16 protein-coding genes and 1 pseudogene are annotated in these 23,395 nt (G+C 42.8%); 10 read left to right on the top strand and 7 right to left on the bottom strand.

Translation table 11 applies throughout. The annotated features are described in order from the left end of the window. Positions 1 to 173: 173 nt before the first annotated feature. Complete coding sequence (locus DK428_RS07215) at positions 174 to 1,565, top strand: DASS family sodium-coupled anion symporter (protein WP_109063428.1); 1,392 nt, start codon at positions 174 to 176, stop codon at positions 1,563 to 1,565. A gap of 65 nt (positions 1,566 to 1,630) precedes the next feature. Here the strand turns inward: DK428_RS07215 and yjgA are convergent, their stop codons facing one another. Beyond that, a complete protein-coding gene (gene yjgA, locus DK428_RS07210) occupies positions 1,631 to 2,164 on the bottom strand; it encodes a ribosome biogenesis factor YjgA (protein ID WP_109063427.1) in 534 nt (177 codons plus the stop codon). A 119-nt stretch (positions 2,165 to 2,283) separates the two neighbouring features. On the opposite strand from yjgA, the gene pmbA reads away from it, so the two are divergent. Continuing rightward, a complete protein-coding gene (gene pmbA, locus DK428_RS07205; RefSeq protein ID WP_109063426.1) occupies positions 2,284 to 3,645 on the top strand; it encodes a metalloprotease PmbA in 1,362 nt (453 codons plus the stop codon). A 242-nt stretch (positions 3,646 to 3,887) separates the two neighbouring features. After that, on the top strand, positions 3,888 to 4,430 hold the full coding sequence (hpt, locus tag DK428_RS07200) for a hypoxanthine phosphoribosyltransferase (RefSeq protein ID WP_109063425.1): 543 nt from the start codon (positions 3,888 to 3,890) through the stop codon (positions 4,428 to 4,430). Between the two features lie 74 nt (positions 4,431 to 4,504). Here the strand turns inward: hpt and DK428_RS07195 are convergent, their stop codons facing one another. The 3 genes and pseudogenes from DK428_RS07195 to DK428_RS11870 all read right to left on the bottom strand — a co-directional run bounded on the left by DK428_RS07195 (position 4,505) and on the right by DK428_RS11870 (position 8,117). Further along, entirely contained in the window at positions 4,505 to 5,644 is a 1,140-nt protein-coding gene (locus DK428_RS07195) for a glycerate kinase (protein WP_109089979.1), read from the bottom strand. 24 nt (positions 5,645 to 5,668) lie between these two features. Continuing rightward, positions 5,669 to 6,925, bottom strand: coding sequence for a GntP family permease (locus tag DK428_RS07190; protein ID WP_109063423.1), 1,257 nt, complete (start codon positions 6,923 to 6,925; stop codon positions 5,669 to 5,671). A gap of 124 nt (positions 6,926 to 7,049) precedes the next feature. Beyond that, positions 7,050 to 8,117, bottom strand: a pseudogene (locus tag DK428_RS11870) (sugar diacid recognition domain-containing protein). A gap of 189 nt (positions 8,118 to 8,306) precedes the next feature. Here DK428_RS11870 and DK428_RS07180 point away from each other — a divergent pair. The 6 genes from DK428_RS07180 to DK428_RS07155 are packed head-to-tail and all read left to right on the top strand — an operon-like array spanning position 8,307 to position 17,423. Beyond that, entirely contained in the window at positions 8,307 to 9,491 is a 1,185-nt protein-coding gene (locus DK428_RS07180; protein WP_239493755.1) for a glycosyltransferase family protein, read from the top strand. A 44-nt stretch (positions 9,492 to 9,535) separates the two neighbouring features. After that, positions 9,536 to 10,786: a glycosyltransferase family 4 protein gene (locus tag DK428_RS07175; RefSeq protein ID WP_109063421.1), complete on the top strand. Its 1,251-nt coding sequence runs from the start codon at positions 9,536 to 9,538 to the stop codon at positions 10,784 to 10,786. Between the two features lie 9 nt (positions 10,787 to 10,795). Beyond that, positions 10,796 to 11,986: a glycosyltransferase family 4 protein gene (locus tag DK428_RS07170; RefSeq protein ID WP_109063420.1), complete on the top strand. Its 1,191-nt coding sequence runs from the start codon at positions 10,796 to 10,798 to the stop codon at positions 11,984 to 11,986. A gap of 18 nt (positions 11,987 to 12,004) precedes the next feature. After that, on the top strand, positions 12,005 to 13,858 hold the full coding sequence (locus tag DK428_RS07165; protein WP_165819771.1) for an ABC transporter ATP-binding protein: 1,854 nt from the start codon (positions 12,005 to 12,007) through the stop codon (positions 13,856 to 13,858). 40 nt (positions 13,859 to 13,898) lie between these two features. Continuing rightward, positions 13,899 to 16,217: a phosphotransferase family protein gene (locus DK428_RS07160; RefSeq protein WP_109063419.1), complete on the top strand. Its 2,319-nt coding sequence runs from the start codon at positions 13,899 to 13,901 to the stop codon at positions 16,215 to 16,217. Between the two features lie 36 nt (positions 16,218 to 16,253). Beyond that, positions 16,254 to 17,423, top strand: a complete 1,170-nt coding sequence (locus DK428_RS07155) for a nucleotide sugar dehydrogenase (RefSeq protein ID WP_109063418.1) — start codon at positions 16,254 to 16,256, stop codon at positions 17,421 to 17,423. An 82-nt stretch (positions 17,424 to 17,505) separates the two neighbouring features. Here the strand turns inward: DK428_RS07155 and DK428_RS07150 are convergent, their stop codons facing one another. From DK428_RS07150 to pnp, 3 genes are all read right to left on the bottom strand, one after another. Next, positions 17,506 to 19,308 (bottom strand): DEAD/DEAH box helicase, encoded by a 1,803-nt coding sequence (locus tag DK428_RS07150; protein WP_109063417.1) that lies wholly within the window; start codon positions 19,306 to 19,308, stop codon positions 17,506 to 17,508. Positions 19,309 to 19,414: 106 nt separating this feature from the next. After that, positions 19,415 to 20,320 carry a lipoprotein NlpI gene (nlpI, locus tag DK428_RS07145; protein WP_109063676.1) on the bottom strand — a complete coding sequence of 302 codons (906 nt, stop codon included), beginning with the start codon at positions 20,318 to 20,320 and terminating at the stop codon, positions 19,415 to 19,417. Positions 20,321 to 20,408: 88 nt separating this feature from the next. After that, positions 20,409 to 22,538: a polyribonucleotide nucleotidyltransferase gene (pnp, locus tag DK428_RS07140; RefSeq protein ID WP_109089978.1), complete on the bottom strand. Its 2,130-nt coding sequence runs from the start codon at positions 22,536 to 22,538 to the stop codon at positions 20,409 to 20,411. 269 nt (positions 22,539 to 22,807) lie between these two features. On the opposite strand from pnp, the gene nanQ reads away from it, so the two are divergent. Then, positions 22,808 to 23,278 (top strand): N-acetylneuraminate anomerase, encoded by a 471-nt coding sequence (nanQ, locus tag DK428_RS07135; protein ID WP_109063415.1) that lies wholly within the window; start codon positions 22,808 to 22,810, stop codon positions 23,276 to 23,278. Positions 23,279 to 23,395 lie beyond the last annotated feature (117 nt).

The raw sequence follows: 23,395 nt of genomic DNA, 5'->3' as shown, positions 1-23,395 counted from the left end.
CCGACAAAGTGCGGTCGAAATTTTTACCATTTCAACCGCACTTTTTTTTGCGCGACTTCACAAATCCGTAAAAAAAGCATTGCTTTTTATCAATGTAATGATAATTTTCTAACATATTGTTTACATAATTAGACAATATGTCGATCTTCTATTTTATTTAAAAGGACAAAACCATGAGCAACACAACACTAAATAAAAATAGGATCAATAAAAGCGTGATTATCTTAATTTCTGCGGTTATTCTATTTTTTGTTTTACTTTATACATTGCCTTTCGATCGAAATGCCAATAGCGGATTGGCATTATTAGCGCTGGTTGCCGTGTTATGGTTAACTGAAGCGTTACACGTTACCATCACCGCCTTAATCGTGCCGTTATTGGCGATTTTCCTAGGTTTGGTAAACACCAGCACAGCGCTCGCCACCTTTGCCGATCCGAACATTTTCCTTTTCTTCGGCGGTTTCGCACTTGCCACAGCCTTACATATTCAGCAATTAGATAAAATGATTGCGAATAAAATTATGGCATTAGCAAAAGGAAAATTATCTGTTGCCATCATGTATTTATTCTCCGTCACGGCGTTTTTATCCATGTGGGTGAGTAACACCGCCACCGCCGCCATGATGTTACCTCTTGCCATGGGCGTATTAGGCCGTTTAGATCGCAATACAGAACATAACACCTATGTTTTTGTGCTCTTGGGGATTGCCTACAGCGCCAGCATCGGCGGTATGGGAACCTTGGTCGGTAGCCCGCCAAATAACATTGTCGCAACACAATTACACCTCACCTTCGCCGACTGGTTATGGTATGGCTTGCCGATTATGTTAATCCTTATGCCATTAATGATCGGCACACTTTACATTGTGTTCAAACCGAAGCTAAACGTGCGTTTTGAACAAGAATTTGAAAAAGTGGAAATGAACAAATCCCGTTGGATCACATTAGGTATCTTCGTATTCATCGCCTTAAGCTGGGTATTTAGCAGCCAAATCAATCCGATACTTTCCGGTCTACTCGGTCTTAGCGGCAAAATCGGTAGTTTTGATAGCGTTATTGCTTTAGCAGCGGCTGTGATTATTTGTATCACCGGTGTGGCCAACTGGAAACAAATTCAGGACAACACCGACTGGGGTGTATTAATGCTATTCGGTGGTGGTTTAACCTTAAGTGCCGTATTAAAAAATTCCGGTGCCAGCAAAATCTTAGCCGACGGCATCGTATTCTTAATTGAAGGAGGTCACTTCTATCTTATTGGCTTATTGGTTGCTACCTTCATCATTTTCTTAACAGAATTTACATCCAATACCGCCAGTGCAGCCTTATTAGTGCCGATCTTTATTTCCATCGCACAATCGTTAGGCATGCCGGAAATCGGTCTCGCCTTGATCATCGGCTTAGGGGCATCTTGCGCCTTCATGCTACCGGTTGCCACCCCGCCGAACGCTATTGTTTTCGGTACGGGCGAAGTGAAACAAAGCGAGATGGTGCGCGCCGGATTTGTGTTGAATATCGTCTGCATTTTCGTTATTGCAACCATTGGCTACTTCTTCTGGTTACATTAATCCTGCCATAAAAAATAGCCCCTTAATAATGCGTTTATTAAGGGGCTAAATTATTTAGAATCTCGTTAATCTTCCAACACGATTCCCTTTAAATATTGAAAAATTTCTCGATAGGCTTTCGCGGGCTTACTTTGCTCTTTTTCTTTCTTAGCAGCACGAATGAGATTGCGTAGCTGTTGACGATCCCCTTGCGGGTAATCGGTTAAGAACTTGGTTAATGCATTGTCGCCCTGCTCGATCAATTCATCACGCAATAATTCTAATTTATGTAACATAGCTTGTTGTTGCTGATGTTTATTTTCGAGCTTATCTAAAGCCTCTTGAATCGGCTCTACGTCAATGCTGCGCAACAACTTACCGATATATTGCAACTGACGGCGACGGGCTTCTTTTTGCAAACGTTGCGCTAAATTAATCGCCTCTAGCAATGTGTCTTCCAAAGGAATTTTGTCTAACTGGATTTTAGTTAAATCCACCAATTTTTCACCCACTTTTTTTAAGGCTTCCGCATCGCGTTTAATTTCGCTTTTGCTCACCCAAATAATCTCTTCCTGTTCTTCATCCTGCCAATCAAAATCATCTTGTTTACGTTTTGCCATAATCTTTCCCATCTTGTATCTGCGTAAAAATGCGGGCATTTTAGCACAAAAGTCGAGGTTAGCCTTAAAAAGAAAAATAGGCTAAAATTAGGGCATTTTTAACCACGAGAAATCCATTTATGTCAGCAAAAACACTTGAAAATCAGACCGCACTTTTACAGCAACAAGAACAACAATTACGCGGTGCGGTCAGTCTCGCCATTGAAATTGCACAAAAAGCCGGCGCAGCCGCCGAAGTGGGGGTCACGAAATCCGGTGGATTATCGGTTTCTACCCGTTTAAAAGAAATTGAAAACGTTGAATTTAATAATGATGGGGCATTAGGCATTTCGGTTTATTTAGGTCAACAAAAAGGCAACGCGTCCACCTCCGATTTAAGCCCGGAGGCCATTAAAAATACCGTAGAAGCAGCCTTGGCGATCGCAAAATACACATCCCCTGATGATTGCGCAGGCTTAGCCGATAAAGAATTAATGGCGTTTGATGCCCCGAATTTAGATTTATACCACGCCGCCGATATTGATGTTGATCGCGCTGCGCAATTGGCATTAGAAACAGAAAAGGCGGCATTGGAATTCGACAAACGCATTGTCAACAGTGAAGGGGCTTCTTTCAATGCTCATACCGGCGTGCGTGTGTATGGCAATAGCCATGGAATGTTGCAAAGCTATTTATCCAGCCGCTATTCGTTGTCTTGCTCGGTCATTGCCGAACATGAAAATCAACTGGAACGGGATTATGAATACACAGTTTCCCGTAATATCAATTCGTTAGAAAGTGCGCAATGGGTGGGGGAAAATGCAGCACAGAAAACTATTGCCCGTTTACAACCACAAAAAATTGCCACGCAGCAGGCGCCGGTTATTTTCTTAAATGACGTGGCGACAGGATTAATCAGTCATTTGGCGTCAGCCATTAGTGGTGGCAGTTTGTATCGTAAAGCCAGTTTCTTATTGGATCACCTCGGCAAACAAGTATTGCCCGATTGGTTTCATATTAGCGAAAAACCTCATTTAATCGGTCGATTGGCCTCTACACCATTTGATAGCGAAGGCGTCAGAACGCAAGATCTGGAGGTTATTCGCCAAGGAATTTTGCAAACCTATTTACTCACCAGTTATAGCGGTCGCAAGCTAGCTATGCAAAGCACAGGGCACGCAGGTGGCATTCATAATTGGTTGGTACAACCCAATTCATCAGGAAAATTGACCGCACTTTTACACCAAATGGAGAGAGGATTATTGGTTACCGAAGTGATGGGGCAAGGTGTGAATTTGGTCACAGGCGACTACTCACGTGGTGCCGCCGGATTTTGGGTGGAAAACGGTGAAATTCAATATCCGGTGGCAGAAATCACTATTGCAGGAAGATTGCAGGACATGCTGCGTAATATTGTGGCGGTAGGTGATGATATTGAACATCGCTCAAATATCCAGACCGGTTCTATCCTACTGGAAAATATGAAAATTTCCGGAAATTAAGAAATCTTCAATCAAATGATAATAATTCTTATTGACAATAATAAAAACTCTGATATGATTAGCCCCATCTGTTAAGTATTGCAGTTGAGATGATGGGTAGTCATTTTGAAGTTTGCATAGTACTCCATAACAGGTAGAGTAGAAAGTAAATTCGTTAGGGTATTTAAAAGACTGAAGTTTAAACTTCAGTCTTTTTTTTGCTAAAATATCCGCACGTTATATCCTTTAAAGGCAACCATTTTATGAAAAAACACCATGTTGACACTCTCATTTCCGAACAGGATGTGCGTTCCCGCATTACCGAATTAGGGCAAGAAATTACCTGTTTCTATCAACATAAAAATACTGATACGCCACTGGTTGTTGTAGGTTTACTGCGTGGTTCCTTCATGTTCATGGCGGATTTAGTACGTGAAATTAACCTGCCGGTGGAAATCGACTTCATGACGACGTCAAGTTATGGGGACTCCATGAGTACCAGTCATGATGTGCGCATCCGTAAAGATCTTGATGGCGACATCAAAGGCAAACACGTTTTGATCGTGGAAGACATTATTGATACCGGTTACACCTTACAAAAAGTGCGTGAAATTTTAAATTTACGCGAACCGCTCTCACTGACGATTTGTACGTTATTGGATAAACCTTCACGTCGCGAAGTAGATGTACCGGTAGATTGGGTGGGTTTCACTATTCCTGATGAATTCGTTGTGGGCTATGGCATTGACTACGCCCAACATCATCGTAATCTTGGTTACATCGGTAAAGTCATTTTAGAAGAATAGCTATCAGCATAACGAAAACGGCTTATCAAATGATAAGCCGTAAATTCATCCCAAAAATCAACCGCACTTTTGCACTAAAATGTGTCTTTTAACGCCAATAATCGGGCAATATTTTGCGCGCTTGACGTAAGATTCTCACGTCCTTGTTGTAGAATTTCTGACAAGTCGCCCAACTGGCAAATAATCGGGAACACCGCATCAATGCCATGTTCGTACACCACCTCATAATCCTCACGCAAGCAACCCACTATGGCAATCACCGGTTTATTAAACTGTTTTGCCGTACGCGCCACACCAATAGGGGTTTTGCCTAAAATGCTTTGCGCATCCATTCGTCCTTCGCCGGTAATCACCAAATCAGCCTCCCGCACGCTTTCCGCCAATTGCAAATTATCCAACACAATTTGCACACCGGCTTTTAGTACTACATTTGGCAATAATAACAAGCCGCCGCCCATACCGCCCGCCGCACCGGCGCTGGCCTGCTCCTTAATATTTTTGCCACAATCCCGTTGGGCTATCTCGGCAAAATGCGCTAATGCGGCATCAAGCTGCGCCACCATTTGCGGCGTTGCACCTTTTTGCGGTCCGAAAATCGCCGAAGCGCCCCGTTCACCACAAAGAGGATTATTCACATCACACGCTACCTCAATATGCACTTGAGCCAAGCGGTTATCTAGCGCATCGGTATCAATTCGCTCAATTTCCGCTAACTGAGCTCCACCATAGCCAATGTCTTGGTGTTGCTTATTGAGGAATCGGATGCCTAAGGCCTGTAACATTCCCACGCCGCCATCATTTGTCGCACTTCCGCCAATGCCAAGAATAATGTGTTGTACACCAAGAGCCAATGCGCGTTTAATTAATTCACCGGTGCCGTAACTGGTGGTATTTAACGGATTACGTTCATCCTTCGGCACTAAATGCAAACCGGAGGCTGCCGCCATTTCAATAATGGCGGTTTTTCCATCCCCTGAAAGCCCAAAGAAACTTTTTACGCGGTTACCTAGCGGCGCGATAACATCACATGCCACTAATTTACCGCCGGTAGCATCCACCAAGGATTGTACAGTGCCTTCTCCGCCGTCAGCCATAGGTAATTTGACATATTCCGCCTGCGGAAAAACTTTTTTGAATCCGGTTTCAATGGCTTCGGCAACTTCCAACGCCGTTAAACTTTCCTTAAAAGAATCGGGAGCAATTACAATTTTCATACTAACCTCCTGATGGTAATGATGTTAGGCAAAAACGCCGAAGATAAGGGTTGAAACAATAGTCATGATTAAACCGACCGCACTTTCATAAGGAATAAGTTTTAAGCGCTCTTTAATATCCATGTTCACGCTACCACCGGTAGCATGGAAGAAAGAACCATGCGGCATATGATCAAAGATCGTGGCACCAGCATGAATCATCGCCGCCGCAGCCAATCCGCTAACGCCTAATTCTAATAAGGTGCCGCTAAACACATTGGATGCTACCGCCGTCCCGGCGGTAGTAGAGGAGGTAGCTAAGGACATTAAGGCACCGGAAATCGGCGCTAAGATATAAGAAGGTAAACCGGAATGTTCCAAGCCTTGAATTAATACGTCTTTTAAACCCGAATTGGCAATAATGCCTGCTAATGCTCCGGTACCAAGCAACATAATAGCGACCGGCGCCATTTTCCCTAACCCACTTACGGCATAGCGATTGGCATGGCCTATTTTGCCCATGCATAGTGCACCGACCAAACCACCAACCGGCAAGGCAATCAATGGATCGACTTTAATATCAAATAACGGGCGCAAGGCAAGTAACAAAATGGCACAAAGAGGGGCAATCATTGCTGTGCCAAAGTTCGGTAAATCCTGCTTATCTACCACGACGACCTCTTGTTCTGACACTCTACTGCCTTTTTTCACCAAACGCTTGGCAAGGAAATAAGTTAAAATCAAACCAAAAACAGCAGGAATAATTCCCGCCATCATGACCGAGGTTAACGGCAAATGGAAGGTATCCGCGGCGGCAATGGCATTTGGGTTGGGAGAGATAATATTTCCGGCTTTTCCACCACCAATCATTGCCAACAAAATCGCCGGTTTTGATAAATCGGTACGACGGGCAAGTGCCAACGCAATCGGTGAAACCGTGATGACCGCCACATCAATAAACACGCCAACCGACGTTAAAATGAGTGTAGCTAACGCCAATGCCAATAAGGCTCGAGTTTCTCCTAACTTATTGGTGATGCTTTCGGCAATGGTATTCGCCGCGCCGGAGTCAATCAACACCCCAGCCAACACACCTGCAGCCAGAATACGCATTACTGCAGTAGTAATCCCTTGCGCACCACTAATCATCAGAGTGACGGTTTGCGTTAAATCCGCGCCACCAATTAACCCGCCAATTAATGCGCCGGCTAACATACCATAAACCGGTGACACTTTTTTCAAAATTAAGAAGATCGCGACCGCTAATGCAATAATCGCGCCTAAGGCAGATACTGTCGTCATGATGTTCTCCTCTATTATTAAATAAACAGAACAGATTATTATGCTTTGATGAGAAAATTACTTTAGACAAAAAAACAAAAATATACTTTTAGAAAACTTATTTTTTGTAAATTAATACAATTTATTAGGCTAATACGGTGCTTAAATAGAGACTCAGTTTGTCTTCTATCTTATTGAAAGATAAATTAGTTACTTGCTCAATTTTAGCCAGGCGATAACGCAACGTGTTGGGATGAATGAATAATTTCTGCGCAGTGAGAGCCAGATCACAATTTGACAAAAAATAATACTGCAAGGTTTTAAGTAGCTGAGCATTTTCTTGCTGAAATAACCCTTTTAATGGTTTTAATAACTCCTCAGCCTGCCAACTATCGGCAATTCCCGCCAACAACACCGGCAATCGATATTCTTCAAAAGCATACAATGTTTTACGCGGATAGTGCTTCAAGCCATAGTGCAAGGTGCTCATCGCCGTGCGGTAAGATACATATAATTGTTCGTGAACAGGGCATTCAAGATGAGCACCAATGGCAATTTTATAATCCTGTTGCGAATAATGCTCCGGTAATAATTTTTTAAGTTGTTTATCAAATTGAGAAAAAATGATAAATGGCCACTTCTTGTTCAAATTGCAGTTGTTCTAAATAACTCACTAAGTGTTGCAAAGAATCTATGCTCGGTTTTAATAATTTAATAATAATTACTATGCGCGGAATAGTTAAAGAAAAAGAAAAAAATTTAGCTTGCTCTTCTACCTCTGTTAGAGATAAATTGCCTTTTACCAACTGTAAAATAAATTCTTCTTTGTAACGCCGATTCCAACTTTCTTTTTCTAATAAAATATGCTGTTCAACAATTAATTCAGCCGTCATTTTTACTAATTCCGCATAAGATTTCACTTGCTCGGGAACACCTGAAACACCAATAACGCCAATATTATGCCCAAGATATTGAATCGGTACATTAATCCCCGGTTGAGCTTCAAAATTCCATTTTCCTGCCAATTTTTCATCCACTTCCACCATTCGGTCCTGTCTCAACGCTAACACTGCTCCGATATGTAATTGATTTAAACGGGCAGGGTTACCTGACGCAATAATCACGCATGATGATCCATGACATTCACCGAACAGTTGATGATACTCATTGTTCTTTTTACAATATTTTGCGCAATAACTTTATCTAACTGCATAATTTTCACCATTAATTTTTATTTATTAAATTCGTTAAAAAAATAACCGCACTTTTGGGATCTAAAAATAATCCAACAAATTTATTTTATGAACTAAACAAATTTTCACCTGTCTGACTGGCGGAGTTATTTTAATTAATGGACTAAACTAGTCAAAGTTATCATTTATTGATTAGGAGCAACCCCGCTATGCAAAAGATATTAGCGTCTCATTCGACCTCGGACGTAGTAAGAATAGCGTTTTATTCTCACGACACCATGGGATTAGGTCATATTCGTCGGAATATGCTACTGGCCCAATCGGTACTACAAGCCTATCCAAATGCGGAAGTGTTATTATTATCCGGCGTGCGTGAATCCGGAGCATACAAATTGCCTAAAGGGGCAGATAGCGTTACCCTTCCGACCTATTTTAAAACGGCGCAGGGCGAGTATATTCCTCGTTCATTAGGCACTGAAGTTAAGCGATTAGTAAAAATCAGGCGACAGACGATTCATGCTGCATTAGACGCCTTTGAGCCGCATATTTTTATCGTTGACAACGTACCGCGCGGCGCAATGAATGAATTAGATAGCGTATTACCCGTCCTAACTAATCGCGGAACCCATATTGTATTAGGCCTACGCGACATTATCGATGAACCTCCCGTGGTTCTCCAGCAATGGAAGAAACTACAAAATTTAGAAATTATCCGTTTGTATTTTTCATCTCTTTGGATCTATGGTGATCCGAACCTCTTTGATTTTGTTAAAGAATATAATTTAGATAGCGATATTGCCAATAAACTCAATTATGTTGGCTACTTGGATCAAAAACGCCGTGTGGAACATCAAGGTCCGAATAGCAATGACATTGAAATAAAGCAACCTTATATACTTTGTGTTGTAGGTGGCGGACAAGATGGCTTTCAATTAGCCAAAGCCTTTATGCAGGCAGAATTACCGAAAAATCATCAAGGCTTGTTGATTACCGGTGCGTTAATGCCTGAAGAGCAATGTCGGGAACTGCACCTTATGAATAAACAACGTCCCGACATTCATTTATTGGATTTTGTTACCGAACCACTCAAATTGCTACAAAATGCCGATCGCGTGATTGCAATGGGCGGTTACAACACGACAACCGAGATTCTATCCTTTAATAAGCGCGCGCTGATTGTGCCACGTATCACGCCGCGTAAAGAACAATGGATTCGCGCCTCCCGCTTAGCTGAAATGGGTGTGATAGATTGTATTCACCCGACTGATCTCACTCCACAAGCATTAACGCATTGGTTGCAGAAAAATAATTCTACTATCAATGCACGCGATGTCCTAAATTTCAATGGGTTAGATAATGTGGTCACCCAAATTCGCCACATTTTATCTGCATAACATTAAACCGAATAATATAAACTCGTACTTTAACGGATAACATTATGAATACACCATTTAATCAAAACGAACAAACCCCAATGTATATCGGCTACGTATTAAAACGCTATCCGCGTTTTTCTGAAACCTTCGTGGTAAATGAAATCTTAGCCCATGAACGCGCCGGCACTCAAATTGATATTTTTGCTCTTGGACCGGTGATGGAAACCCATTTCCAAGACAGTATTTCACAGGTCCGCGCCCCGGTTAATCGATTAATGGATAAACAACGCAATCCGGAAACTTTCTGGGCATTGCTTGAACAAGGCTTCCAGCGTCTGCCGAATTTCGCTGCAAAATTAGCGCAAGCTCAGGGTGATGTACATGAAATCGGGCAAAGTATTATTTTAGCGTTAAAAGTATTAGATAAAGGCATCCAACATTTACATGCCCATTTCGGCACACAGGCTACTACTGTGGCAAGACAGGCAGCAATTTTTGCCGACATCAGCTACACCTTTACCGCCCATGCTAAAGACATCTATTTTTCATATGAAAAATCCACCGCACTTGATCACAAAATGCGTGATGCGGCAATGACGGTTACCGTTTCCGATTACAACTTAGCCTATTTGCGTGAACAATACGGCAATGATGCAGAAAAAACCGTACGAATTTATAACGGTATGGATTTACACAAATACCCTTACTATACAGGCGCCCGACAACCCTCACATATTTTAGCAATAGGTCGATTAGTACCCAAAAAAGGCTTTAGCGTATTGTTGGAGGCCTTGGCAATACTAAAACGACGCAATGTATTTGTCGATTGCACCATAGTGGGTGACGGCGTGTTAAGACAAGAATTAGAAGACAAGATTAAGGCATTAGATATTGCCGATCGCGTCCATATGTTCGGGCCAATGCCACAATCTGAAATTATTGAATTGCTTCGAAATGCCAAAATGTTAGTAGCTCCTTGTGTGATCAGCGAAGATGGAGATCGCGACGGCTTACCGACAGTATTGCTTGAATCAATGGCAATAGGCACCCCGGTAATTTCCACACAAGTCGCCGGAATTCCTGAATTAGTACAAAATGAAAATACCGGTTTATGTATTCCGCCACAAAATCCGCAACGGCTCGCCTACGCCATAGAAAAATTGTTAACTGACTATGTGTTATGTCAAACCTTATCACAAAATGCCCGTGCGCTCATTGAACGGGAATATGATGAAGATAAGAACGCTGCGTTGCTGAGAGATGTTTTCCGTCAAGCAATTGCTCAACATTCAAATGTTAACGATGCAAATTAAGGAGAAATCATGCGAGTAGCTTATATTTGTGCAGATCCGGGCATTCCGGTATTTGGAACTAAAGGTGCTTCAGTGCATGTGCAAGAAGTCATTAAAGGCATGTTACAACGCGGTTTAGATGTCACCTTGTTTGCCCAACGTTTAGGCGGTGAACCACCGGCTGAATTAAAAAACATCAAAATTCGTACTTTACCCGAATTGCCTAACCAATCTGCTACGGAAAGAGCATCTGCAGCGTTGGCACTCAATAAGACGGTGGAGCAAATGCTTGCCGAAGAAGTCCCGTTCGATTTGGTTTATGAACGCTATTCACTATGGAGTAACGCCGGTATGCATTTTGCCAAAACGCATGATTGCGTTGGCATCCTAGAAGTGAATGCACCACTGATTGAAGAGCAGAAAAAACATCGTGAACTGCCGTTAGAAAATGAAGCGCAAGCCATTGCAGAATCGGTTTTTAGCCAAGCTGATGCGATGATCGCCGTATCCCCGGGGGTACAACATTATTTGGAAACATTCCCGCGAGCCCGAGGTCGGGTTCATGTCATTGCTAATGGGGTAGATTTAGCCCGTTTTGCCGCCGCAGCCCAACATAACGCGGAGAAATTTCACAACCTCTTGGAAAGCAAGACAAGCGAAATTCCGACCATTGGTTTTTTAGGCACATTAAAGCCTTGGCATGGCGTAGAAACACTTGTTCAGGCTTGGGCATTATTACATCAACAAGGACACAAAACCCGCTTATTAATTGTTGGGGATGGTCCACAATATGAGTCTTTACAGGCAGAAATTGCACAATTTGGCTTATCGGAATATGTCCAATTTAGCGGAGCTGTTGCCCCGGAAACCGTCCCACAATGGTTGGCGCAAATGCACATTGCTACCGCACCTTACCCTAACTTGGCTGATTTTTATTTCTCTCCGTTAAAGATTTACGAATACATGGCTGCCGGTTTACCGATTATTGCTACCCAAGTAGGTCACTTAGCACAGGTCATTGACGAAGGCTATAACGGTATTTTAGTGGAAGCGGAAAATCCGCAAAAAATGGCCGAAAGTTTAGCAGGATTGCTAAATTCTCCAAGAAAATTACTGGAACTGGGACAAGCCGCCCGTTTAACGGCAGAGCAGAAACACAGTTGGTTAGCTGTGGTGGATCGCGTTTTACAAATTGCAGAACAATGTAAAATCCCCGCATAACTTAACGGAGCAGAATCAATGAATAAAAATTCGTGGTGGTCGGTAGCTTACCGACTGAGAGACTATATTCGACCGGAACGAATGATTGTCATCGGAGCATTAATAGCGTTGTTGCTTTCTACGGCAATGCGCTTACTCAAACCGCTACCGTTGGCCTTTGTGGTGGACCATGTGTTACTAGACGGCGTCAAAGTATCTACCGATGGCGCGTCTAATGCAGCAACACAACAAGCACCGGCGCATCAAGGCTTACTTGATACACTATTAGCCTCGGTAAATACCACATATTTATTATGGGGCTGTGCTGCCGCCGTCATTTTAATTGCCTTGCTGATGGCGGCCACCAGTTATTTCAGTACGGTCGGATTAGCCTTAGCCGGTAGCCGTATTTTAAGTAACGTGCGTAAAGATTTATTTGCACATTTACAACGTCTTTCTTTGCGATTCCACTCCCAAGCCCGCACCGGTGATTTAACCATGCGCTTAATCAATGACATCGCTATGTTAAGGGAAGCTGTGATTACCGCACTTATGCCGATGTTGGCGAATATTTTGATTCTGGTGGGAATGTTCGGCACGATGTTGTATCTCAACTGGCGCTTAACTTCTCTGGCTTTATTATCTATTCCGATATTGTGGTGGAGCACCACCCGTGCTAGTCGCAAAATCCATGAAGTTAGCCGAGCACAACGCAAACGGGAAGGCAGCATGGCTTCGAAAGCGGCAGAATATATCGCTTCTATTCGTACTGTACAATCCCTTTCCCTTGAACAGGAAACGATGCGTAGCTTTGCCGGTGATGATGCGGAAAGCCGCAAACAAAACGTACAGTCAAAACGTCTTTCCGCCGGTTTGGAACGTCGTGTTGATGTGATCGTCGCCATCATTTCTGCACTGGTCTTATTATATGGCTCTTATTCCGTCTTAAACGGCAAGATGTCCACCGGTGATCTGATCATTTTTATGTCTTACTTAACTAACTCTTTCCGCCCTGTGCGTGAGTATGCCAAATACACCGGCAGATTATCCAAAGCCTTGGCAGCCGGAGAACGCGTGGTGAATTTATTGGACGAACAACCGGACATTACCGACAAGCCAAATGCAAAAGTATTAACCTCTGCGCGCGGTGAAATTCGTTTTGAACACGTTAAATTCAGCTATGACATGCAAGATGAACAACCTTTGGCAGTATTAAATGACATGGATTTTCTCATTAAACCGGGGGAAAAGGTTGCCATTGTCGGCCCTTCCGGTGCAGGAAAATCAACGCTTACCAGTCTACTGTTAAGACTATATGAACCTGAAGAAGGCCGCATTTGTCTGGATGGTAAAAATATTCAGGATTACACCATCGCCAGCCTGCGCTCTCAAATTGCTATCGTGCCACAAGACAATTTGTTATTCGGTTTAAGTGTGCGAGAAAACATCGCCTTAGGTGCCATTAACCAGACTGAGAAAATTACCGATGAAGAAATCATTCAAGCCGCAAAATTAGCCAACGCACATGATTTCATCATCGCCTTACCACAAGGCTATGACACAATTCTTAGCGAACGGGGCGGCTCGCTTTCCGGTGGGCAGCGCCAACGTATTGCTATTGCTCGTGCAGCCATGAATAAAAGTGCGGTATTAATTTTGGATGAACCAACCGTTGGTTTAGACCAAGAAAATGAGGCTCATGTCATTAGTGCCTTGGAAAACCTAATGCAAAATCGCACGACATTAATGATTACCCACGATCTAGCGTTAGCCGCCAAAACCGATCGTATTTTATTCGTCAATAACGGGATGATTGAAGAGCAAGGCAACCATCAGCAATTGTTGGCGAAAGGCGGTAACTACGCCAACTGGTGGAAATTACAACTGAGCTAATGACCCAAACCAGATTTAAATAAAAAGAAGGATAGACAATATGCTTACTCATGCAGACAAACAGATTATTGCAGGCGATACTGCGTTGCCCGGCTTGGCAGCATTACTCGATTCCGACTTGATGTTAGGTAAACTGCAAGAGTTGCCGGGTCTGCAAAGTGCGGTCAAAATTCAAGTTAAATATTTACGCTACAAACCTACCAACAGTTGTGCTTGTACATTGAAAGTACAATTAGCCGATGGTTCTGTACAATATTATTTTGCCAAGGCGCTAACGCCTAAGCGTTTTGCCCAATCTTGGAACAACCCCAAGCGTCAAAAGCTAATCCAAGAGAATGTTCCGCATCCGCCAATGGCCTTATTTGATCTCAACATTATATTGTTACACCCTGCCTACGATCATAGCATTCGTTATTTGCGTTGGTTGATAGATCCACAGGCTCGCCGTGAAATTATGCAGTTATGCGGTTTAGAAGAAAACCTGAATGACGCTGTGGATATTGATATTTTACGTTACAAACCGGAGCGCCGATTAGTAGCAGGTGTTCGTTATAACGACCGTTACGTGGCGGTAGTACGTTGTATTTATCCGGAAGATTTCGGCAAAGTGTTAACTGCCTCTGCGTTTGGCGTAGCGCAAAACGAATTACAGCTATTGGGAGTGGACGGTACAAATTGTACATTAGTAACCCGTTGGTTGGAGGGGCATAGCCTCTGCCCGGAAGAGCAGGTGATTGCCTCCGATGAAATGCTTGCACACTTGGCAAATAAACTACATAAACTGCACCAGAGCCGATATCAACCAACTATAAAGTATGGTATCAGCGATGAAATTCAGGCAATGCAAGGCGTATTATCCACATTTAATGCCATTTTGCCTCAACAAGCCACATGTTTTTCCGAGCTAATGGAAAAAATCACACAGGGCTTGGAACGACAAAAAGACGTTTTCCGATTAATTCATGGCGATTTTTCTTTAGATCAAGTCGTAGAAGAACAGGGTAAATTGCATCTTCTCGATTGGGATCGTTGCGCAGCAGGAAACCCGTTAATGGATTTGGCCACCTTTATCGCAAGGCTGGAATTTCAAATTATTGAAGGCGTTTTACCGGGCTGGCAAGCAAATAAATTGGTGAAAACTTTTCTTCACCACTATCAAGAAAAGGCTCATGATGATTTAAGCGGTCTCACTTATTTTGTCGCCTCTGCACTCTTACGCTTGGCAACGGAACCCTTTCGTAAACGTACACTGCAGTGGCCGGAATATACCTTGCAACTATTACAACGGGTAAGCTGTTTGCTCAATAAAAAAGACGATTTGTATTTGTCCGCAGAAGGAAAAATACTCTCTTTTGAGAGCGATCCGCTACTGACCGTTCTCACTCATCGGGATCACATGCAATCCCGCCTGATGAAGGTTTTACCACCGACATATCAAGGCCGATTAATCACTGCTGAGGTACAACGTTACAAACCGCAACGACGTGCCATAGTGGACTATATTATCGACACTAAAAAATTGGGCCGACAATGTATTATTGGGAAATACCGTCGCAAAGGATTGGATTCCCGCGCATTTAATATTCAACAATCGTTGTGGCAGGAAGGCTTTAACGACAGTGCCCACATCAGTGTTGCCGAACCGCTAGGCACATTAGCGGAACAACATACTTGGTTACAACAAAAAGTAAATGGGCAATGTCTTGGCGATTTGCTTGTCCAAAGTAATGGACGTCTTGCCTTTTTAGGTGAGTCTGTTGCACGGGCATTAAACCAATTACATCAAAGCAAAGTGGCACAACAGTTGTCGTTGCCTGTTTGGACAATAGACGATGAACTGGCTATTTTGCGCGATCGTTTAACCCAGGCACAAATCTTATTACCTGCCTTAGCCGAACGCATTGGCCGAGTGCTATCAGGCTGTGAAAAACTCACTAAAAATTTAGATGCGGCGCAAAATTCAGTGAATTTTTTGACCGCACTTGAAACGGTGTCAGTACATCGGGATTTCTATCAAGACCAAATTTTAGAACGCAACGGTCGCCCGGGTGATATGGTTTTATTAGATCTCGATCTGCTTTGTCAAGGTCATGCGGCCTTAGACGCAGGTAATTACTTGGCACATATTATCGAATTCGCCCTTCGTCACTATGGCGATATTCACGCATTACAACAACATCAAGACGCATTTCTTTCTACATTTTTAACCTACAGCGCAACCGCCAACAAACAAAGTGTTGATATTTATACAACACTTTCTCTTGCCCGTCATATATACCTAAGCACGCAATTTGCCGATCGCAAGCACACCACAGAAACCCTGCTTGCACTCTGTGAACAGCGCTTAGGTAATGACTAAACAAAATTTATTTTAGGTAAACTCAAGGAGTAATATATGAAAATTACCGTTGTCGGTGCCGGTTATGTTGGACTTTCCAATGCAATATTATTAGCACAACAACATGATGTGACCTTGGTGGACATTTCCCCTGAAAAGGTTCAACTGGTTAATAGCAAAGTATCACCGATTCAAGACGTGGAAATCAGTGAATATTTAGCTAATAAGCCACTAAATTTACACGCAACCATTGACACTGCCGCAGCTTATGCCGATGCCGATTACATCGTTATTGCAACCCCGACGGACTACGATCCTGAAACCGACTCTTTTGATACGCGTTCCGTAGAAGCCGTATTAAAAAAGGCTCGAGCTCAAAATCCGATGGCCTACTTGGTGATTAAATCCACCATTCCGGTCGGTTTCACCCAAAAAATGCGTAAAGAGTTTAATACAGAAAAAATTATGTTCTCACCGGAATTCTTACGCGAAAGCAAGGCGTTGTATGACAATCTCCATCCGTCTCGAATTGTAGTTGGCGATCGTAGCGATGCGGCGCAAAAATTTGCCGAAATATTACGCGATTGTAGCCTAAAACCTGACGTTCAAATTGTACTGACCGACCCGACAGAAGCGGAATCTATTAAATTATTTGCCAACACTTATTTGGCATTGCGGGTTGCATTCTTCAATGAACTTGATTCTTTTGCAGCGTCTAATAATTTAGATGCCTCATATATCATCGATGGCATTTCATTGGATCCGCGCATCGGTGGGCATTACAACAACCCTTCTTTTGGTTATGGTGGTTACTGCTTGCCAAAAGATACCAAACAATTGTTGGCCAATTACGAAGACATACCGCAAAACTTAATCAGTGCTATCGTACAATCTAACGATACCCGAAAAGATTTCATTGCCGGTGAAGTGTTAAAAAGAAGTCCATCTACCGTCGGCATTTATCGCTTAACCATGAAATCCGGTTCCGATAATTTCCGTTGCTCTAGTATTCAAGGCGTCATGCAACGAATCAAAGAACAAGGTATAGAAGTGATTGTGTATGAACCGGAATACGGTGGACAAGAATTTCTGGATTGCAAAGTTGTTAGCGATTTAAATCATTTTAAACAAAAATCCGATGTGATTTTAGCTAACCGCCTAACACCTGATATTGAAGATGTAATCGACAAAGTGTATACCCGCGATCTCAAGGGCAACGATTTATAATTTCCATAAAAAACGGCTTATCTAACGATAAGCCGTAAATTCATCTAAAAAAACGACCGCACTTTATGTGCGGTCTTCATTTTTATTTTCGAAACTCACGTTTTTCTTTAAAAGTGCGGTGAGATTTTTCTTTAAATTTACGATCACCCTTGAAGCCTTTTTCTTCAAAACGACCTCCGTGACGTTTGGCACCGAAATAGTCACCACCACGCTCGCCTTTCACTTCGGCGATAAAGGACATACGCATTTGTTTATTCAACACACGGGTTTTACCAAATTGTTGTAACAATTCTTTCGGCATACCTTGTGGTAGCTCGATAGTGGAATAATCGTCATACAATTTAATATGACCAATATAGCGACTATTAATATCGCCTTCATTGGCAATAGCACCGACAATGTGGCGTACTTCGACACCGTCTGCACGCCCAACTTCGATGCGATATAAATCCATCGGTTGCGGATTACCATAGCCTTTACGTTCGCCGCGACGTTCTGCCGAACGTGGATTTTCACGGCGATCACCGCGTTCACCACGATCACGACGAACTTTTTTATCTACAATTGGATCCGGTGGAAGAATCAATTTTTGTTTGCCTTGTAACAACATCATCATTGCAGCGGCAATGTCTTCTTGTGATTGATCGGCAGTAAACATATCTTCCAACAATTCACGATAAAGCTCTAAATCATGGTGTTCCAACTGCGTAGTAATTTTATCTTTGAATTTTTTACGACGACAGGCTTGTAAGACTTCATGATTCGGCAATTCCACCTCTTCAATATTTTTCTTGATCAGGTGTTCAACATTACGCAACAAACGACGCTCACGCGGTTCAACGAACAATAAGGCTCGACCGGAACGCCCTGCACGGCCGGTACGACCGATACGATGCACATAGGATTCTGCATCAAGCGGAATGTCGTAGTTCACCACAAGGCTAATACGTTCGATATCAATACCACGCGCCGCCACGTCTGTCGCTACGACAATATCTAAACTACCGCTACGCAAACGATCCAAGGTTTGTTCGCGTAACTGCTGAGTCATGTCACCATTCAATGCTGCCGCACGAAAACCATGTTTTTCTAATAATTCGGTCACATCTAACGTGCCGGTTTTGGTGCGGGTAAAAATAATTGCCGCATCAAAATCTTCCACTTCCAAGAAACGTAATAAGGCGTCATTTTTACGGAAACCGTGGACATACCAACAACTTTGCGCAATATCCGGCGCACTTTGTTGGGTTGCTTTAATTTTGACCTCCTGCGGATCTTTCATAAAGCGTTTGGTGATTCGACGAATCGGTTCCGGCATCGTGGCAGAAAACAGTGCGGTTTGGTGATGTTCCGGCAATTCCGCCATCACAGTTTCCACATCTTCAATAAAGCCCATGCGCAACATTTCATCTGCTTCGTCTAATACGATCGCCTTCAGTTCGGCAAGGCTTAACGTACCGCGGCGTAGGTGATCCAAAATACGTCCCGGCGTTCCCACCACCACTTGTGCACCCTGTTTTAATGCACGCAACTGGATGTCATAACGTTGACCACCATACAAAGTGACGATATTAATGCCTTTGGCATATTTCATGAATTGTTCGCATGCGTCGGCGACTTGAATTGCCAATTCGCGGGTCGGCGCCATCACCAATAATTGCGGGTGTTTTTCAGCCGGGTCAATCTTTGCCAAAATCGGTAAAGAAAATGCAGCGGTTTTTCCACTACCGGTTTGCGCCATGCCCAGTACATCACGGCCTTCTAATAAGTGCGGTATGCAAATTTGTTGAATTGGAGAAGGTGTTTCAAAGCCAAGATCGGAAACAGCATTAAGGATGAATTCAGGCAAGCCTAAATCCGCGAAAGTCATTTTAGTTTCAGTCATTTAAAATACTCGAATGTATAAAAAGGAAAGCTCAATCAAGGCTTTCAGGTTAATTACAATGTGTCGTTTTACGCTATACAACGCGTCCGGTTAAATCAACTAACCGTTATTCCGCTTGAGCCTGTTGTCCTAATTTTGCCAGCTCAAACACCGCAAAACGATACTCCACAAAGTTATACACCTGATTTGCAACAGCCAGTTTGAATAAGGTCTCCGCCTCATCAACCCGCCCCATATTGAGTTTTTGTTTTGCTAGATAGAAGTAGGTTTCAGTAAGAATTTCCGCATATTGCGTAGAAGTCTGCGCTGCAAAATGTTGTGCTTTATTTTGCAATTCTTGTACTGATAACTTGCCCAAATAATACTGGACAATATAGGTACCCCAATAATCATTAGAAAGCCCAATTGCACGTTGAGCCAGATTTTTTTGCGCTTCGGCAGGTTTGAATTTCAAGTCATTCAAATAAAGCCATAAGACACGATAAGGATCAGATTTATTGCGTTGATAAAATTCTAAGAAATCCTGTTCGGCCAGGTTATATCGCTCCACATAATAGAAATTTAATGCTCGATTAAGGAAGGTATATTCATAGTCCGGATCAAGGCTGAAAACCGTATTAAAGGCCTCTAAGGCGCCTTCATAGTCTTCATCAAGTAATAAATAAAGCCCTAGATAGTTATACACTGCCGCCATTTTGGGTTGCAATGCAAGTGCTTGAGTAAAATCATAACGCGCTAAAGCCCAAAGCCCCAAACTATCGTAAAGCACTCCTCGTTCGAAATGGAGAGATGCACGTTCTTCATTACTCATTTTTCCCACAAGCAATACTTGGCTAATTCGAACAATCATCACTTCCTGTTCAAAATGCTGGCTTGGATGTTGCTCGGCTAATACCACTTTATTTTTAGACACAAAAGCGTCACTCAAGCCAACACAGCCTGATAACACAAAGACCGAAAATAAAATTGTGAAGAAAACCGCGAAATTAGACAACCCATTACGTTGTGCCATTTCTTTATAAGCCTTAAAGCATGGAATTGCTTGTTGAGAATAAATGTTACGGTACATAAGATACCGTAACATTTTGAAAAAATTTAAATTATGCCTGTTCTACCGCGTCATCAAAAGATTGTTGAACAGTTTCTGCTTTCGGTGCAAGCTCTTTCATGGTTAAGCGAATACGCCCTTGACGATCGATTTCAACCACTTTAACCGTGACTTCTTGCCCTACTTGTAGATAATCACTGACTTTTTCTACTCGCTCTTCTGCGATTTGAGAAATATGAACCAAGCCTTCTTTATTACCTACGATAGAAACAAAAGCACCGAAATCTGCTAAACGAGTCACTTTACCTTTGTAAATGGCACCGGCCTCTACTTCAGCAGTAATGTCTTCGATACGTGCCATCACATCTTGTACGGCATTCTTATCAACCGCAGCGATTTTTACTGTACCATCGTCATCAATATCAATGGAAGTACCGGTTTCTTCGGTCAATGCACGAATCACCGCCCCCCCTTTACCGATAACATCTTTGATTTTCTTCGGATCAATTTTCATGGTGTAAATACGCGGAGCAAAATCGGAAATATCTGCACGTGGCGCTGGAATCGCTTGTTCCATGACACCAAGAATATGCATACGTGCACTTTTCGCTTGGTTTAATGCAATTTGCATGATTTCAGCAGTGATACCTTCAATTTTGATGTCCATTTGCAGTGCAGTCACACCTTGACGGGTACCGGCCACTTTAAAGTCCATATCGCCTAAGTGGTCTTCATCACCAAGAATATCGGAAAGCACGACAAATTTGTCATCTTCTTTCACCAAGCCCATAGCGATACCTGCTACTGCCGCTTTAATCGGCACACCAGCATCCATTAGAGCTAAAGAGGCACCACACACGGAAGCCATAGAAGAAGAACCGTTGGATTCGGTAATTTCAGATACCACACGTACCACATACGGGAATTCCGCTAAAGTTGGCATCACTGCCGCCACACCACGTTTTGCTAAACGACCGTGACCGATTTCACGACGTTTTGGTGAACCGATCATACCGGTTTCACCCACGGAATACGGAGGGAAGTTATAATGGAATAAGAAGTGATCTGAACGTTCCCCGGTTAATTCATCAATGATTTGCGCATCGCGTTCAGTTCCTAAAGTGGCAACAGCCAACGCTTGGGTTTCACCACGGGTGAAAATCGCAGAACCGTGAGTACGTGGTAATACGCCGGTGCAAATATCTAATGCACGCACGGTATCCACGGTACGACCATCAATACGCGGCTCGCCTGCGATAATACGTCCACGCACGATTTGGCTTTCAAGTGCGGTGAAAATATCAATAATTTTTCCTTCTGCAACCTCTTCGTCTTCAGCAGTAATCTGTGCAATAATATCCGCTTTAATAGCATCGATTTGCTCATAACGGGCTTGTTTTTCGGTAATACGATATGCGTCGCCTAAACGAGCTTCCGCAATGGCTTTCACTTTATTGATTAAATCAGTATTTGGTTCAGGTGCAACCCAATCCCAACGTGGCTTGCCGGCTTCTTTTGCAAATTCTTTAATTGCTTCCACCACCACTTGTTGTTGCTGATGACCGAATACCACTGCCGCTAACATTTGTTCTTCAGTGAGAATATCCGCTTCGGATTCCACCATTAATACGGCTTTGTCAGTACCTGCAACGACTAAATCCAAACGGCTTTGTTTTTGTTCGTTGATGGTTGGGTTTAATACGAATTGATCGTTGATGAAACCGACACGCGCCGCACCAATCGGGCCATTAAAAGGCACGCCGGATAAGGTTAATGCAGCAGAAGCACCAATCATAGCCACTAAATCCGGGCTGATTTGCGGGTTCACGGAAACAACCGTAGCAACCACTTGAATTTCATTGAAAAAACCTTCCGGGAATAATGGACGAATCGGACGGTCGATTAAACGGGCAATTAAGGTTTCGCCTTCGGACGGACGACCTTCACGCTTGAAGAAACCGCCCGGGATACGACCGGCAGCGTAAGTACGCTCTTGATAGTTAACAGTTAATGGGAAGAAATCTTGACCTTCTTTCACATCTTTTTTTGCCACCACGGTAACGAATACGGTGGTATCATCCATGCTGGCCATCACAGCAGCAGTTGCTTGACGGGCAATGGCGCCGGTTTCTAAGGTTACGGTATGTTGACCGTATTTAAATTGTTTAACAATTGGATTCACAATGTTTTCCTTTTTAAATGAATAATAACAATGTTTTATTTTCCAATTTGCGACTAGCAAAAATAATCTCAAAAATGACCGCACTTTTATCGGCTACGACACAAAATCATTTTTGTTAGCCGCACGCTAATCCAGAAAATAAAACGCGTGCATTATACAGGGCTTTTGTCTTGATGGGTAACTTTTTTGCGTATTTCCGATTTATTACTACCTGAAAAATAAGGATAATGATAAAATCACTCCAGTTTTCAAAAAAAAAAGGAGAAACTATGTTAATTGGAGATTTAACCCGCGTCGACTTCAAACTCGGTTTACCACAAGTCATTGCCGAAACCTGTGAGTATTTAAAAGGTTTGGATTTAGAAAAATTAGACGTTGGTCGTCATGACATTACCGATCAAATTTATATGAATGTGATGGAACCCGAATTGGCCGAGGCTGATAGCAAACAAGCGGAATTGCATCATAAGTATTTGGATATTCAAGTGTTGATTCAAGGGGTAGAAAACATTGAATTCGGTGTGACCTATCCTGATTTAGCCAAATATGATGCTTACCGTGAAGATGACGATTATCAACTTACCCCACAAATTGAAAACAAAAGCACCCTCACGTTAGTGCCGAATATGTTTGTGGTCTTCTATCCGTACGAACCGCACAAGCCTTGCTGTAATGTCGATGGTAAATCCGCCAAAATCAAAAAATTGGTGGTCAAAGTGCCCGTTGAACTTGTCAAATAAGCGCCAATACCTCAAGGTAACCCTTGAGGTATTTTTTTACTTATTCACATGGTGTGCATAACCTTGTGAATATCTCTGCAAAAATTCACAATAATCTGTCATTTATTTTTTATGAAA

The sequence above is a fragment of the Aggregatibacter kilianii genome, assembly GCF_003130255.1.
Classification (GTDB): Bacteria; Pseudomonadota; Gammaproteobacteria; order Enterobacterales; family Pasteurellaceae; genus Aggregatibacter; species Aggregatibacter kilianii.
The sequence above is the reverse complement of the archived record's forward strand: the minus strand, read 5'-3'. Positions and strand labels throughout refer to the sequence as shown.

Bases quoted from the DNA above. Each gene is read 5' to 3' on its own strand.
- DK428_RS07215 (WP_109063428.1), top strand. From the start codon at position 174: ATGAGCAACACAACACTAAATAAAAATAGGATCAATAAAAGCGTGATT.
- yjgA (WP_109063427.1), bottom strand. From the start codon at position 2,164: ATGGCAAAACGTAAACAAGATGATTTTGATTGGCAGGATGAAGAACAG.
- pmbA (WP_109063426.1), top strand. From the start codon at position 2,284: ATGTCAGCAAAAACACTTGAAAATCAGACCGCACTTTTACAGCAACAA.
- hpt (WP_109063425.1), top strand. From the start codon at position 3,888: ATGAAAAAACACCATGTTGACACTCTCATTTCCGAACAGGATGTGCGT.
- DK428_RS07195 (WP_109089979.1), bottom strand. From the start codon at position 5,644: ATGAAAATTGTAATTGCTCCCGATTCTTTTAAGGAAAGTTTAACGGCG.
- DK428_RS07190 (WP_109063423.1), bottom strand. From the start codon at position 6,925: ATGACGACAGTATCTGCCTTAGGCGCGATTATTGCATTAGCGGTCGCG.
- DK428_RS07180 (WP_239493755.1), top strand. From the start codon at position 8,307: ATGCAAAAGATATTAGCGTCTCATTCGACCTCGGACGTAGTAAGAATA.
- DK428_RS07175 (WP_109063421.1), top strand. From the start codon at position 9,536: ATGAATACACCATTTAATCAAAACGAACAAACCCCAATGTATATCGGC.
- DK428_RS07170 (WP_109063420.1), top strand. From the start codon at position 10,796: ATGCGAGTAGCTTATATTTGTGCAGATCCGGGCATTCCGGTATTTGGA.
- DK428_RS07165 (WP_165819771.1), top strand. From the start codon at position 12,005: ATGAATAAAAATTCGTGGTGGTCGGTAGCTTACCGACTGAGAGACTAT.
- DK428_RS07160 (WP_109063419.1), top strand. From the start codon at position 13,899: ATGCTTACTCATGCAGACAAACAGATTATTGCAGGCGATACTGCGTTG.
- DK428_RS07155 (WP_109063418.1), top strand. From the start codon at position 16,254: ATGAAAATTACCGTTGTCGGTGCCGGTTATGTTGGACTTTCCAATGCA.
- DK428_RS07150 (WP_109063417.1), bottom strand. From the start codon at position 19,308: ATGACTGAAACTAAAATGACTTTCGCGGATTTAGGCTTGCCTGAATTC.
- nlpI (WP_109063676.1), bottom strand. From the start codon at position 20,320: ATGGCACAACGTAATGGGTTGTCTAATTTCGCGGTTTTCTTCACAATT.
- nanQ (WP_109063415.1), top strand. From the start codon at position 22,808: ATGTTAATTGGAGATTTAACCCGCGTCGACTTCAAACTCGGTTTACCA.